12 protein-coding genes and 1 pseudogene are annotated in these 13,747 nt (G+C 69.1%); 3 read left to right on the top strand and 10 right to left on the bottom strand.

Going from position 1 to position 13,747, the window contains the following annotated elements; translation table 11 throughout:
- Positions 1 to 26: 26 nt before the first annotated feature.
- Genes vanX through Srubr_RS22240 form a run of 3 tightly spaced genes read right to left on the bottom strand, consistent with a single transcriptional unit; the run spans position 27 to position 2,700 of the window.
- The gene (vanX, locus tag Srubr_RS22250) at positions 27 to 635 is read right to left on the bottom strand and encodes a D-Ala-D-Ala dipeptidase VanX (protein WP_189997173.1); all 609 of its coding nucleotides are present in this window, start codon (positions 633 to 635) and stop codon (positions 27 to 29) included.
- Positions 632 to 1,672 carry a D-alanine--(R)-lactate ligase gene (vanA, locus tag Srubr_RS22245; protein WP_189997172.1) on the bottom strand — a complete coding sequence of 347 codons (1,041 nt, stop codon included), beginning with the start codon at positions 1,670 to 1,672 and terminating at the stop codon, positions 632 to 634. Before vanA ends, vanX begins: the two co-directional genes overlap by 4 nt.
- Positions 1,660 to 2,700 carry a D-isomer specific 2-hydroxyacid dehydrogenase family protein gene (locus tag Srubr_RS22240; RefSeq protein WP_189997171.1) on the bottom strand — a complete coding sequence of 347 codons (1,041 nt, stop codon included), beginning with the start codon at positions 2,698 to 2,700 and terminating at the stop codon, positions 1,660 to 1,662. The genes vanA and Srubr_RS22240 overlap by 13 nt, the downstream gene beginning before the upstream one ends.
- 238 nt (positions 2,701 to 2,938) lie before the next feature.
- Here Srubr_RS22240 and Srubr_RS22235 point away from each other — a divergent pair, with 238 nt between their 5' ends.
- Positions 2,939 to 4,051 (top strand): lipid II:glycine glycyltransferase FemX, encoded by a 1,113-nt coding sequence (locus Srubr_RS22235; protein WP_189997320.1) that lies wholly within the window; start codon positions 2,939 to 2,941, stop codon positions 4,049 to 4,051.
- On the opposite strand, the gene Srubr_RS22230 is transcribed toward Srubr_RS22235, so the two are convergent.
- The 6 genes and pseudogenes from Srubr_RS22230 to ctaD form a co-directional block, all read right to left on the bottom strand.
- Entirely contained in the window at positions 4,036 to 5,160 is a 1,125-nt protein-coding gene (locus Srubr_RS22230; protein WP_189997170.1) for a sensor histidine kinase, read from the bottom strand. The two genes, Srubr_RS22235 and Srubr_RS22230, sit on opposite strands and share 16 nt — an antisense overlap.
- Positions 5,153 to 5,839: pseudogene (locus tag Srubr_RS22225) on the bottom strand (response regulator transcription factor); the annotation flags it as partial. The gene Srubr_RS22230 and the pseudogene Srubr_RS22225, both read right to left, overlap by 8 nt.
- Before the next feature lie 6 nt (positions 5,840 to 5,845).
- A protein-coding gene (locus Srubr_RS22220) for an IS5 family transposase (RefSeq protein ID WP_373319166.1) occupies positions 5,846 to 6,654 on the bottom strand; the annotation gives its coding sequence in 2 pieces (ribosomal slippage) (positions 5,846 to 6,304 and positions 6,307 to 6,654; 807 coding nt in all).
- 393 nt (positions 6,655 to 7,047) lie between these two features.
- On the bottom strand, positions 7,048 to 7,905 hold the full coding sequence (locus Srubr_RS22215) for a maleylpyruvate isomerase family mycothiol-dependent enzyme (RefSeq protein ID WP_189989870.1): 858 nt from the start codon (positions 7,903 to 7,905) through the stop codon (positions 7,048 to 7,050).
- A 143-nt stretch (positions 7,906 to 8,048) separates the two neighbouring features.
- Positions 8,049 to 8,645, bottom strand: coding sequence for a hypothetical protein (locus Srubr_RS22210; RefSeq protein ID WP_189989872.1), 597 nt, complete (start codon positions 8,643 to 8,645; stop codon positions 8,049 to 8,051).
- Between the two features lie 3 nt (positions 8,646 to 8,648).
- Positions 8,649 to 10,367: an aa3-type cytochrome oxidase subunit I gene (gene ctaD, locus Srubr_RS22205; protein WP_434100169.1), complete on the bottom strand. Its 1,719-nt coding sequence runs from the start codon at positions 10,365 to 10,367 to the stop codon at positions 8,649 to 8,651.
- 414 nt (positions 10,368 to 10,781) lie between these two features.
- On the opposite strand from ctaD, the gene Srubr_RS22200 reads away from it, so the two are divergent.
- Both Srubr_RS22200 and Srubr_RS22195 read left to right on the top strand, forming a co-directional pair.
- A complete protein-coding gene (locus tag Srubr_RS22200) occupies positions 10,782 to 12,671 on the top strand; it encodes a rhamnogalacturonan lyase (protein WP_189989874.1) in 1,890 nt (629 codons plus the stop codon).
- A gap of 99 nt (positions 12,672 to 12,770) precedes the next feature.
- On the top strand, positions 12,771 to 13,304 hold the full coding sequence (locus Srubr_RS22195) for a hypothetical protein (protein ID WP_189989876.1): 534 nt from the start codon (positions 12,771 to 12,773) through the stop codon (positions 13,302 to 13,304).
- 132 nt (positions 13,305 to 13,436) lie between these two features.
- Here the strand turns inward: Srubr_RS22195 and Srubr_RS22190 are convergent, their stop codons facing one another.
- Entirely contained in the window at positions 13,437 to 13,715 is a 279-nt protein-coding gene (locus Srubr_RS22190; protein ID WP_229926431.1) for a CPCC family cysteine-rich protein, read from the bottom strand.
- Positions 13,716 to 13,747 lie beyond the last annotated feature (32 nt).

The following is a 13,747-nucleotide window of genomic DNA, read 5'->3' as shown; positions in this document are numbered from 1 at the left end:
ATTGCGAGACGTAGGGGAGGCACCCGTCATGTGACGGGAAAGTCGAAATAGACATCTGGATAAGGCTCCCTTTTGAGCGTGTAGTGCCACCATTCACAGGCGTAGGGAGTGAATTCGCACTTCTCCATGATGGAGCGGAGATGCTCGCGGTTCCTCGCTTCGGCGGGCGTCGTTCCTTGTGCTCCGTGATGTGAGATCGGGTCCATCAGGTCGTGGCCGCCGCCCATGCTGACGTTTTCTCCGGTGGCGAGGCTGTAGAGCGTCAAGTCGACGCTGCTGCCGCGGCTGTGACCCGACTTGGCGGCCACGTATCCCTTGCCGAAGAGCTCGGACCTGTCGATATGGGGATAGTGACGCTGCTTCGTCCGGCCGTCCTCCGGCTGTTCCGACCAGCGCCGGAAGCAGTCGACGGCGCGTTGCGGACGGTATCCGTCCCAGACCAGCAGGCCGAAGCCGAGGGAGGCGGCTTCTTCTTGCGCGTGCCCCAGCGCCGTACACAAAGCCTTTGTGCCGATTATCCGGTTCGCCAGATAGCCGTCCACCGGCTTTCCGGTGAAGTTGTCCGGGGTCGCGTACTTGGCGTCCCAGCGGATTCCGGGCACCAACTCGTCGAGGTATGCGAAGTCGCCGTTCACCGCTTTTCCCGGTGCAGAGTCATGGACACGAGCCGGTCGATCACGTCGGAAAGCGGCAGGCCCGCGGCGGCCATCATGCGGGGATAGCGGCTGTAGGAGGTCAGGCCGGGGAGGGTGTTGACTTCGTTGAGCACCACCTGGCCGTCGTCCGTCAGGAACATGTCCACGCGGGCGAGCCCCTGGCAGCCCAGCGCGCGGTAGACGGTCTTGGCGCTCTCCTGGACGAGCCGGCGCGACCCCTCGGAGATGTCGGCGGGGACGATGAACGTCGAGTTCTCCGAGCCGGTCTCGGGCGAGTCCTCCTGGTGGATCCGGAAGAACCCGTGCGAGAGGGCCACGCGGTCCACCTCGCCCGCGATCGGTGCGGAGGAATCCCCCAGGATCGCGCAGCCGATCTCGCTCCCGGCCACGGCCTCTTCGATCAGGACCTTCGAGTCGTACCGCCGTGCGGCCTCCAGCGCACCCGGCAAGTCCTCTTCTCCGGCGACTTCGCTGACCCCGAAAGACGAGCCCGAACGGGCCGGCTTCACGAAGACGGGATAAGGAAGCCCCCCGGCATCCACCTTCTCGTCCGCCGCGACCACCCGGAATTCCGGTGTGGCGATCCCCGCGCTCCTGGCGACGGTGTAGGTCAGGGACTTGTCCATGCACAGGGCGGAGCTCTGGATGTCACAGCCGGCATAGGGGATGCCGGACAGCTCCAACAGCCCCTGCACCGCACCGTCTTCGCCGAACCTGCCATGCAGGACGGGCAGTACGAGATCCAGACGGATCGCTTCGCACCGGCCCTGTTCCAGGACGAGGAGGCCGTGAACGCTACGGTCGGGTGACAGCACGACCGGACGGGCGCCGCCGTTCTCCCAGTCCCCGCCGGGGGAGTCACAGAGCAGCCAGGAACCGGACCGTGTGATGCCGATCCAGTACGGCTCGTACGTACCGGTATCGAGGCTCTTCGCCACCTCCCGGGCGGACTTGACGGAGACGGGGTGTTCCTCGGAAGAGCCCCCGAAGATGATGCCGATCTTCAACCTGTCCATGCTTTCCCGCTTTCGAAGTCGAGACAGTTGATGAGCGTGTTCCTGACGGTGTCGCTCAGCGCGTGGTCGGTGTAATAAGCCGTGTGCGGGCTGATGAAAACGTTCGGCAGCTCTTGCAGGCGCACCAGCGAACGGTTCTCGATGGGCTTGTTCCGGCAGTCGGCGTAGAAGATGCCTTCCTCGCCGTCGAGGACGTCCAGCGCCGCGCCGCCCAATCTGCCGCTTTCCAACGCCGACAGAAGGGCTTCGGTGTCAATGAGCGGCCCGCGCCCGGTGTTGACGACGAACGCGCCTTCTTTCATCCGCCGGATACGCCGGTGGTCGAGGAGATGGCGGGTCTCCGCGGTGAGCGGGGTGTGGAGCGTGACGATGTCGCTGTGCCGGAGCAGCTCGTCGACCGGCGTGCACTCGGCGGCGGTGCCGGGGCGATGGTCGTACGCCAGCACGCGGCAGCCGAAGCCTCGCAGCCGGTCGATGACCGCTGTGCCGATACGCCCCGTGCCGACCACTCCGACCGTCAGGTCGCGCAGCTCTTTGCCGCGTGTCGCACTGAGCCGGTAGTCATGGGCATCGGTGCGGCGGATGGTGGCCTTCGCGTGGCGCACGGCCATCAGCATCATCATCAGCGTGTAATCGGCGACGCTGTCGGGGGAATACGCCACGGTTCCGACGGAGATGCCGACGCTCTTCGCGTAGCTCACGTCGATGTGGTCGCATCCGACGCTCCGCGTGGAGACATACTCCACACCGGCCCGGCTCAGGGCGGTGAGCGTGGCACGGGTGACGCGCGTCTTGTGGCCGATACTGACGCATCGGTTCCCGGCGGCCAGGCCGGCATTGGCCTCGGATACCGCTTCCTGCGTCATGGTGGGCACCACGCCGAAACGAGGCGCCATTTCCCGGAAGAGAAGGGCCTCGTCCGGCTCGCATCCATAAACCGTGATTCCCGTCGCGGAGACGGTCCGTGAGGACGGAGTCGGCGCTCGGCCACGGCGCACCGCCGCTCGTATTGGTCCACTGGAACTCATGTCTTCCAGACAAGAGAGTGTGGCGTTGCCGACGCGTATGCGTTTTTCGATACGCCGACGATATGCCGGCCGTCGCCCGCACAGGGCGGTCCCGGAGCAGGACAGGAACTGCCCGGCACCATATCGTCGCCGTATCGGAAACCGCATACGCTCCGGCAACATCACACCCTCTTGGCTGGAGGGCATGAAGACCCCACGTACCGGCGGATCGACCGAGGAACGACAGGCAGGAGCGGATGTGGCATACCGGGTACGGGTCATCACGGCGAGCGAACACGCCGCGTTCAACGCGACCCGGCCCGCGGTGAGTTTCCTGCAGACCCCGGCCTGGGCGTCGGTGAAGAGCGCGTGGGGGTCGCAGTCGCTGGGCTGGTTCGACGACCGCGGCCGACTCGTCGGCGCGGGCCTGGTGCTGTACCGGCGGCTGCCCGGGTTCCGGACGTCGCTGGCGTACCTGCCCGAAGGACCGGTGATCGACTGGGCCTCGGACGATCTGGACGGCTGGCTCGGCCCGTTGGTGGAGCACCTCAAGCGCTCCGGCGCCTTCGCCATACGCATCGGGTCGACGGCGGTGGCCCGTACCTGGAGTGCCGAGACGGTCAAGGCAGCGATCGCCGACCCGGCGGTCACCAGACTCGGCGACGTGCCGCCGGACACGGTCGGCGAGGCCGCCGCCCGGGCCCGCGGCCAACTGCTGGAGCTGGGCTGGCGCCCGCCGAAGGAAGCAGCGGGATTCTCCGCCGGGCAGCCACGTCGGGTTTTCCGGCTCCCGCTGGCCGGCAAGGACGAAGAGCGACTTCTGAAGGGGATGAACCAGCTCTGGCGGCGCAACATCAAGAAGGCCGGCAAAGCGGGCGTCACCGTGACCCAGGGCGGCGTCGAGGACCTGCCCGACTTCTACCGCGTCTACCTCGAAACCGCTGAACGTGATCACTTCGTCCCGCGGCCGTTCAGCTACTTCCCGGCCATGTTCGAGGCACTCTCGGCCGAGGACGAGGACCGGATCCGGCTCTACCTCGCCCACCACGAAGGCGACCTCGTCGCCGCCACCCTCTGGATACGGGTCGGCGGACACGCCTGGTACAGCTACGGCGCCTCCGCCACGGCCAAACGGGAGGTACGCGGGTCGAACGCCGTGCAGTGGCGGATGATCACCGATGCGCTGGCCGCCGGATGCACGGTCTACGACCTGCGCGGCATCACCGACACCGTGGACAAGGACTCCCCGCACCTGGGCCTGATCCAGTTCAAGGCCGGCACCGGCGGCGAAGCCGTGGAGTACCTCGGCGAGTGGGACCTGCCGCTGAATCGCCTTCTGTACAAGGCATTCGACGTCTACATGTCCCGTTGAGGGCGCGGCGGCCGACGGTGGGCGACGGCGGGCAGTTCCACCGTGACGCGCAGCCCGCCGGCGGGGCGGGGGGTGAGCGTGAGGGTCCCGTCGTGCGCCTGGGTGATGCTCTTGACGATCGCCAGGCCGAGACCGACACCGGCGTGGCCGGTGTGCAGGCGTTCGGTGCCGCGCCGGAACGGCTCGGTGAGTGTCGAGACCAACTGCGAGGTGAGCTTCTCACCGGTGTTCTCGACAGTGAGCACGGCAGTGCCGGGGCGGGCGCTGGTGCTCACCCATACGACGCCCCGGTCAGGCAGGTTGTGGCCGATCGCGTTGTGCACGAGGTTCGTGGCCAGCTGCAGCAGGAGCGCCTGTGAGCCGATGGCGACGCTCATCTCGCCGGACGTTTCGATGGTGACGCCGCGCTTCTCCGCCAGGGGCAGGAGGGTTTCCGTGGCTTCTTCCGCCAGGAGGGACAAGTCGACGTGTTCCCTGGTGAAGGACCGCTGGTTGGCGCGGCTGAGCAGGAGCAGCGCTTCCGTGAGGCCGATGGCCCGGGTGTTGACCGCGCGCAGTCGCTCGACAAGCTCGCCGATGTCGCGGTCCGGGTCGTCGCGGGCCACGTCGAGGAGCGCCTGTGTCACCGCCAGCGGCGTGCGCAGTTCATGAGAGGCGTTGGCCGCGAACCGCTGCTGCTCGGCGACGTGGGCTTCGAACCGCGCGAGCATCAGGTCGAAGGAGTCGGCGAGTTCACGGAACTCGTCGTGGCGGCCCGGCAGGCGTATCCGGTAGGAAAGCGGCCCGTTCGTCACTTGGCGGGTGGCGTCGGTGATGCGTGTCAGCGGGGCGAGTATCCGGCCGGCCAGGAGCCACCCGCCCACCAGACCGAACACCAGCAGGAACGCCAGCACCATGATCCCCGCCGGGACGAAGACGACCGGACCGAAGTTGGTCGGGTCGAAGACGCGCAGGAAGTCGGACCGATGGGGGACGGCAAGGCTGTTCGACCGTTCCCGCAGCAGGAACACCCACACGGCGGCGAGCAGCAGGGCGCCCGCGACCACGAGGAACCCGGCGTAGCTGAGGGTGAGCTTGAGGCGGACGCTCAGCCCCGGACGTCTATCCACGCGCCGTCCGGCCATCGGGGTCCGCTCCCGTGTCGATGCGGTAGCCGACCCCGGGCACGGTGGCGATCAGCCAGGGCTCGCCGAGGCGTTTGCGCAGGGCCGAGACCGTGATGCGCACGGCGTTGGTGAACGGGTCCGCGTTCTCGTCCCACGCGCGCTCCAGCAACTCCTCCGCGCTGATGACACCGCCTTCGGCGGCGACGAGGACTTCGAGCACGGCGAACTGCTTCCTGGTGAGCGCGATGTAGCGGCCGTCGCGGTAGACCTCGCGGCGGAAGGGGTCGACACACAGGCCCGCGATCTCACGCACGGGTGGCCTGTTGTGGGCGCGCCTGCGGTCCAGTGCCCTGAGCCTGAGCACGAGTTCGCGCAGCTCGAAGGGTTTGGTGAGGTAGTCGTCGGCGCCGAGCTCGAACCCGGTGGCCTTGTCGTCGAGCCGGTCGGCAGCGGTCAGCATGAGGATCGGCATGCCGCTGCCGGAGGCGACGATGTGCTTGGCGATCTCGTCACCGTTGGGTCCGGGGATGTCCCGGTCCAGGACGACGATGGCGTAGGTGTTGGTGCTCAGCAGCTCCAGAGCGGTGTCACCGTCACCGGCGATGTCGGCCGCGATCGCTTCCAGGCGCAGCCCATCGCGGATGGCCTCCGCCATGTAGGGCTCGTCCTCGACGACTAAGACGCCATTTCACTTGGTCAGTCTGCGGTGGCATATGAGGGTCGCGGCGATGGCGGTGAAGGCGAGGAAGTGTTCTGGCTTGCGTTCGTAGCGGCGGTGCAGACGGCGGCAGCCAGACAGCCAGGACACGGTCCGCTCCACCACCCAGCGGTGCCGGCCCAGGTGCCGGGAGGACTCGATGTCCTTGCGGGCAAGACGATGCCGGATGCCACGGGATGCGAGCCATTGCCGCAGGTGACGGTAGTCGTAGCCCTTGTCACCGTGCAGTTTGCCGGGCCGCCTGCGCCGTGGGCCGCGGCTGGAGCGGATGGGCGGGATGCCGCGGACCAGTGGGATGAGGGCCTGGCTGTCGTGGAGGTTGGCGGCGGAGATGCCGATCGACAGGGGCAGGCCCTGGCGGTCGACGATGAGGTGGATTTTCGATCCCTTCTTGCCGCGGTCGGTCGGATTCGGTCCCGTCAGCTGCCCCCTTTGAGGGCCCGGACGCTGACGGAGTCGATTGCGCACCGCGACCAGTCCAGCTCGCCCCGGGCACCGAGTTCGTCCAGGACCAGGCGGTGGAGCTTGGCCCACACCCGGGCCTCGGTCCACTCGGTGAACCGCCGGAAGGCCGTCACGCCCGACAGGCCGAATCCCGGTGGTAACTGGTTCCAGGTGCAGCCCGAGGTGGCCACGAAGATGATCGCGGCCAGCACCTCGCGGTCCCCTCGCCGACGATGCCCTCCACCCTGCGGGCGCACCGGCGCTGGTGGCACCACCCGCTGGAACAACGTCCACAGGTCATCCGGTGCCATCCGCTCGACAAGCGCAGCAGTCATCACCCCAGACTGCCGCAAGATCACGCCAAGTGAAATGGCGTCTAAGACGCGCATGGCCTCATGCTACGAGCCGGTGCCGTATCGCCGGCGTATCGAAAACCGGATACGGTCCGGCAACGCCGGGCCCCTACGCCTGGAGTCACGCTCGCCCGCGCCCGCGAACCGGCCTGCCACCGGGCACGGGTGATCCGCTGTCCGCTGCCCGCCGCCCGCTGTCCGCTGGGAGGACCTCACCGGGCTCACCGACGGCGCCATGACGGCGATCCACCACCACGGTCCCCGCACCGACCGGCCGGCCCGCGGTTCACCTGACGCGTGGGTTCGTGCGTATGGGAGCGCGGTTCCAGGAGCCGTCGGCCACCGCTACGTGTATCCGCCGTGAACCGGTCGGCGTCAGTAGACGATGGACACGATCCGGCAGACCGCCTCGGCCAGTTCGTGGTCGCCGTCGATGCGGGCGCGAGCCATGGCGGTGTCCGGCTGGATGCCGCGGGTGCACAGGCGCCAGGCTGTTTCCGCGTCCAGGCGGACGAGCGCGGCGGGGTGTTCGGCGGGCGGCTCGGCGAGTGACCAGTGGTCCGGGGTGGCCGTCACGGTCCAGGTGCCGCCGGCCGGGCCGTCGATCCGCACCTGGACCTGCGTACCGGCCGGCGCGGTGACCTCGCGCAGGGTGTGGGGCAGGGCCCGCATGAAGGTGTCCAGGACGACGGAGAGGTGTCGTGGATCGTCATCGGTGCCCTGGCCCGCGGCATGGCGGATCTGCTGGCGGTGGGTCCAGAACTCGGTGAAGTCGCGGGCGCTGTCCAGCCACATCGGCGCCGGATCGACCCCGGCCCAGGACACCCCCAGCGACGGCGCGTCGGGGTCGGTGGCTTCGAAGAACCGGGCCACCTGCCCGCCGATCAGGTCAAGGGTGTCGACGAGTGCCGTCGGGCTCACCCGGCGGCAGGCGTCGACCCATTCCTGGTTGATGCGGTGGATGAACGCCTCCAGCGTCTCGCCCGGAGCGGGACCAGGGCCGTCCTGGTGGCCGTCACGGTCCCGGGCGAGACGCCCGTAGAAGTCGCCCAGGACGTGCGCGGCGAGATCCCGGACCGTCCAGCCCGGCACCGCCTCCCTGTCCCAGTCGGCGGGCGCCAGGCCGCGCAGCGTGGCCATCAGCGCGGCCTGCTCCGGGGCGAACAGAGGGCGGGCATCGATCGGAGCACCGAGCCAGGAACGGCTCGGCATGTCCTTGAACCGGGCACTCATGGCTGAAGCCTGCCAACCGGATGACCGTTTCGCCAACGCATATCCCGCTACGGCGACTCGCTTCAGCCCCAGGAGAGGCCGGCGATGCCGCAGCCGGCCGTCTCGGGCGTCTCGTCCGGGGAGACCGGACCGGGCGCACGCCGTTATCCGGCCTGCCGTCCCGCCCCCGGTGAGCCGAGCGCACGGCGGCCGGCCGCGTCGGAGTGCCGGCGTCGGCGGGTCAGCGTACGGACGAGCGCGGCGACGAGGAACAGCGCCACGACGGCGGGGGGCCACACGTCGGTCGACCGGGGCCCGCTGCCGTGCGCGGGTCCGGCCAGCGCCGCGAGGAGCACCGCGATGGCCGTGGCGGCGGCCACCCCGGAGCCGATCAGGGCGGCGACGGCCTTGTGGGGACGTGAGGTGCGGTCCAGGGGCCGGGCGGGGCACAACCGCGCCCAGTGGTGCGCTGCCTCCTCGGTTTCGCGCCGGCGCCGCATGGCCGCGCGCACCCGGAGACCCGCCGTGGGGACGGCACCCGCCACCACGGCCGTACCGGGGATCCACCAGGCGTCGGCGACCAGAAGCAGCACCGCGGCGACCCCGATCGTCCCCCAGCCGGTGAGGCAGGCCGCCGCGCCCTGGCGATGGGATGCGGGGCGGTCGGCTCCGGCACGCAGGTCGGCCAGGGCGGGCAGGTACCAGACACTGCCCGCCGCGGTCAGCGTTCCGGCGGCGAGGGCGAACACGGCGTGGGCCATGGCCTACCCCCTCGCCTCTTCGAACGCCGCGACCTCGGGGTGGTGCAGGTCGAAGGCCGGGGACTCGCTGCGGATACGGGGCAGGGTGACGAAGTTGTGCCGGGGCGGCGGGCAGGAGGTGGCCCACTCCAGGGAGCGGCCGTAGCCCCACGGGTCGTCCACGCCGACCGGCTTGCCGTACTTGGCCGTCTTCCAGACGTTGTAGAAGAACGGCAGGATCGACAGGCCGAGCAGGAACGAGCCGATGGTGGATATGGAGTTGAGAGCGGTGAAGCCGTCGGTGGCCAGGTAGTCGGCGTAGCGGCGGGGCATGCCCTCCGCGCCGAGCCAGTGCTGCACCAGGAAGGTGATGTGGAAGCCGGCCGTGAGCGTCCAGAAGGTGATCTTGCCGAGACGCTCGTCGAGCATCTTCCCGGTCAACTTGGGCCACCAGAAGTGGAATCCGGCGAACATCGCGTACACGACCGTGCCGAACACCGTGTAGTGGAAGTGGGCGACGACGAAGTAGGAGTCGGAGAGATGGAAGTCCATCGGCGGTGAGGCCAGGATGACACCGGTCAGCCCGCCGAACAGGAACGTCACGAGGAAGCCGACCGTCCACAGCATCGGGGTCTCGAAGGAGAGGCTGCCCTTCCACATGGTGCCGATCCAGTTGAAGAACTTCACCCCGGTCGGCACGGCGATCAGGAACGTCATGAACGAGAAGAACGGCAGCAGCACCCCGCCGGTGACGTACATGTGGTGGGCCCACACGGTGACCGACAGACCGGCGATCGAGATCGTCGCGGCGACCAGGCCCATGTAACCGAACATTGGCTTCCGGCTGAAGACGGGTATCACCTCGGAGACGATGCCGAAGAACGGCAACGCCAGGATGTAGACCTCGGGGTGGCCGAAGAACCAGAACAGGTGCTGCCACAGCAGCGCTCCGCCGTTGGCCGCGTCGAAGACATGGCTGCCGAACTTGCGGTCCATCTCCAGCGCGAACAGCGCGGCCGCGAGCACGGGGAAGACGATCAGCACCAGGACCGCGGTCAGCAGCACGTTCCAGGTGAAGATCGGCATCCGGAACATGGTCAGGCCGGGGGCGCGCATGCAGATGATCGTGGTGATGAAGTTGACCGCGCCGAGGATCGAGCCGAAACCGGACAGGGCCACCCCCATGATCCACAGGTCGGCGCCGACGCCGGGGGAGTGGACCGCGTCCGACAGCGGGGCGTAGAGGAACCAGCCGAAGTCGGCGGCGCCGCCCGGTGTGAGGAAGCCGAACGCCGCGATCGCCGAGCCGAACAGGAAGAGCCAGTAGGCCAGCATGTTCAGCCGGGGGAAGGCCACGTCCGGCGCGCCGATCTGCAGGGGCATGATCCAGTTGGCGAAGCCGGTGAACAGCGGCATGGCGAACATCAGCAGCATGATCGAGCCGTGCATGGTGAACGCCTGGTTGAACTGCTCGTTCGACATGATCTGCAGGCCGGGCCGGGCCAGCTCCGCGCGCATCAGCAGGGCCATCACGCCGCCGACGAGGAAGAACACGAACGCGGTGACCAGGTACAGCGTCCCGATCTTCTTGTGATCGGTGGTCGTCAGCCATTCGGCCCAGGACGGCCGTTCGCCCCCTGCCCGTTGCTCCGGCCGGGCCGGGCGCGCGGCGGCGGGGTCCTCCGCCACCGCGCCACCCACCGGGCTCGCGATATCCGGCTGCTGTCGCTGCGTCTCGTCCACCGGACGGTGTCCTTCCCTCGTGCCATGGAGACGTTCTGCCATGGCGAACGGCGGACCGGAAAGCACCGTGGATGCGGGTGTGGACAGGCCCTTCCCGGCCGCCGACCCATGATCGTCCGAGGGGTACCGGGTGCCGACAGGGCTGAACAGTCCCCCGCTCGGCTGTCACAGGGGGTCCAACGGCCTTTCCGGGCACCGCGCTACGAGCGGACGCACCGGCGGATGACGTGTCAGGCGTGGTCTTGCCGGACTGCCCCTGAAAAGAAACGGATCTGAACAATGACGAACACGAACTCGGTCAGAATCCTTGACCAGGTATCAGGGCGTCCCTAACCTCACACCGCGTGGGAGCGTTCCCATATTCGCGTGAGCGCACTGCCGGCCGCGCCCCCCCCACACCCCTCGGAGGTCATCGTGACCGACGCACACCCGCATGCCCGCACCCCCCGCCGCTCCCGGAACACCAGACACCGGCTGACCATCGGCCTCTCCGCCGCCGCGCTGGCCGCCACCGCGCTCGCCGGACTGCCGGGGACCGCGCACGCGGCGACCGCGCGCCAGGTGGAACGCCTGGACCGGGGCCTGACCAGCGTCCACACCAGCAGCGGCAACCTGGTGTCCTGGCGCTGGCTCGCCACCGACCCCGACAACGTGGCGTTCAACGTCTACCGCGGCAGCACCAAGCTCAACTCCTCGCCCGTCACCGCCACCACGAACTACTTCGACCCCGGCGCCCCCGACTCGGCCGACTACACGGTGCGCGCGGTGGTGGGCGGCACCGAGCAGCCCGCCTCGGAGCACGCCCTCCAGTTCCGGCCCGGCTATCTCGACGTACCGCTCTCCCCGCCGGCCGGCGGCACCACCCCGGACGGGGTGGCGTACACCTACGAGGCCAACGACGCCAGTACCGGCGACCTCGACGGGGACGGCCGGCTCGACCTGGTGCTGAAGTGGCAGCCGACCAACGCCAAGGACAACTCCCAGTCCGGCTACACCGGCAACACCTACGTCGACGGCATACGGCTGGACGGCACCCGCCTGTGGCGCGTCGACCTGGGCCGCAACATCCGCTCCGGCGCCCACTACACCCAGTTCCAGGTGTACGACTACGACGGCGACGGCAAGGCCGAGGTGGCGATGAAGACCGCCGACGGCACCCGGGACGGCACCGGCGCGGTCATCGGCGACGCCTCCGCCGACCACCGCAACTCCGGCGGCTACATCCTGTCCGGCCCCGAGTACCTGACCATGTTCAACGGGCAGACCGGCAAGGCGATGCAGAGCGTCGACTACGTCCCGGCCCGCGGCACGGTCTCCTCCTGGGGCGACTCCTACGGCAACCGCGTCGACCGCTTCCTCGCCGGCACCGCCTACCTGGACGGCGCCCGCCCCTCCCTGATCATGGCGCGCGGCTACTACACCCGTACCGTCATCGCCGCCTGGGACTGGCGGAACGGCCAGTTCACCCGCCGCTGGACCTTCGACACCAACTCCTCCACCAACTCCGGGAAGGGATACGACGGTCAGGGCAACCACGCCCTGTCCGTCGCCGACGTGGACGCCGACGGCAAGGACGAGATCGTCTACGGCGCGATGACCGTGGACGACAACGGCGCCGGCCTGTGGACCACCCGGCTGGGCCACGGCGACGCGGCACACCTCGGTGACCTCGACCCCGCCCGGCCGGGCCTGGAGTACTTCAAGGTCGACGAGGACTCGGCCAAGCCGGGCTCCTGGATGGCCGACGCCCGCACCGGACAGGTCCTGTGGCAGACGGCCTCCGGCGCCGACAACGGGCGTGGTGTCGCCGGAGACATCTACGCCGGCAGCCCCGGCGCCGAGGCGTGGTCGGCCTCCGACACCACCCTGCGCTCGGCGACCGGCGCCGCCCTCGGCCGCGAACCCTCCAGCGTCAACTTCCTTTCTTGGTGGGACGGCGACACCGTCCGGGAACTCCTCGACGGCACCCGTATCGACAAGTACGGCACCTCCGGCGACACCCGGCTGCTGACCGGCTCCGGGGTCTCATCCAACAACGGCACCAAGTCCACGCCCGCGCTGTCCGGGGACATCCTCGGCGACTGGCGTGAGGAGGTCGTCTGGCGGACCGCCGACAACCGCGCCCTGCGGATCTACTCGACGCCGTACCAGACCGGCACCAGGATCACCACCCTGCTGCACGACACCCAGTACCGCACGGCGCTGGCCTGGCAGAACACCGCCTACAACCAGCCGCCGCACCCGAGTTTCTTCCTCGGCGCCAACATGCCCACCGCGCCGCGCCCCACCGTCTACACGCCCTGAACGGCCAGTAACGGCAGCCTGGTTGGCGCTCCGGATCAGGGCGACGGTCCCGTCAGGGCGAGTACACTCTCCGCTCCGCACTGACTGGAGGTCACCTCGGTGTTTTCCGCACGGGTACTCGCCGGTGCCCCCTTGGCGCTGGTGATTCTCGCCCTGTCCGGCTGCTCGTCCCACTGGGGCTGCACCGACACGACCGCGGAGCGAGGGGAGGCCGGTGTCAGGGTGCGGGTCGTGGACACGTCCGGGCGGCCTCTCGGCGTCACCGCCGAGGTCGTCGACTGGCGCCTCGATCCCCACCCGCAGGTGCCGGCCGAAGGCGACCAGGTGCACTTCCGCTTCCGCTTCGACGGCACCGGCGCCGGCGAGCGGACCGGCCCGGGGGTGGACGCCTGCGCGGTCGACAAGGAGCGCGTGGCGTTGGCGTGTCAGACGGTCTACGCGTACCAGGCGTTCGGGCCGCACGGTAGCCACACGGGCGACGACTGGCTCCCCGTCGAGCATCCGGAACAGGTCGCCGGAGTGCTGATGATCCCCAATGACCAGTCCTACGACGGAAGAACCTGCGAGGAGGACATCAAGGACGGGGGCGGGAAGCACCCTCCGGAACCGGCGGGCGTGGGGGACCAGTTGTGAGCCGCCAGCCGCCAGCCGCCAGCCGTCATCCGTCACGTCAGCCGTCAGCCGTCAGCCGGCTGACGAAGCGGGCGGCTGCCGCATGCCTGCCTGATCGGCCGGGTCCGCGATCCGGAGCTGTGCTGCGGACCATCACAGACCCTCACCGCCGCGTGCCACGGACTCGTCGTCCGCCTCGGCCGCTTCCTTGAGGTAGTCCAGTCGTGCCTGCGCCAAGCTCAACAAGCCGTTGGGCCCGCCTCGGACGATGTGTGCGTCCGAGTCGTCTTGACCGTCGTCCTCCCAGCCGCACTCCGGACAGATCTCGAAGTTGGCCCGCTCTTCAAGGGTCCGCTGGAAGCAGCAGGGGCAGGCGACAAGGTCTGTCGCAGCGTCGCCGGAGGGACCGGAGGGTGGTGTCACGGGGTTCATGGCTGACATGGTTCCGTTCCCGCTGACTGATC

Source organism: Streptomyces rubradiris (assembly GCF_016860525.1).
In the GTDB taxonomy this organism is placed as follows: domain Bacteria; phylum Actinomycetota; class Actinomycetes; order Streptomycetales; family Streptomycetaceae; genus Streptomyces; species Streptomyces rubradiris.
Note: the sequence above shows the minus strand (reverse complement) of the source record. Positions and strands in the feature narration are given on the sequence as shown.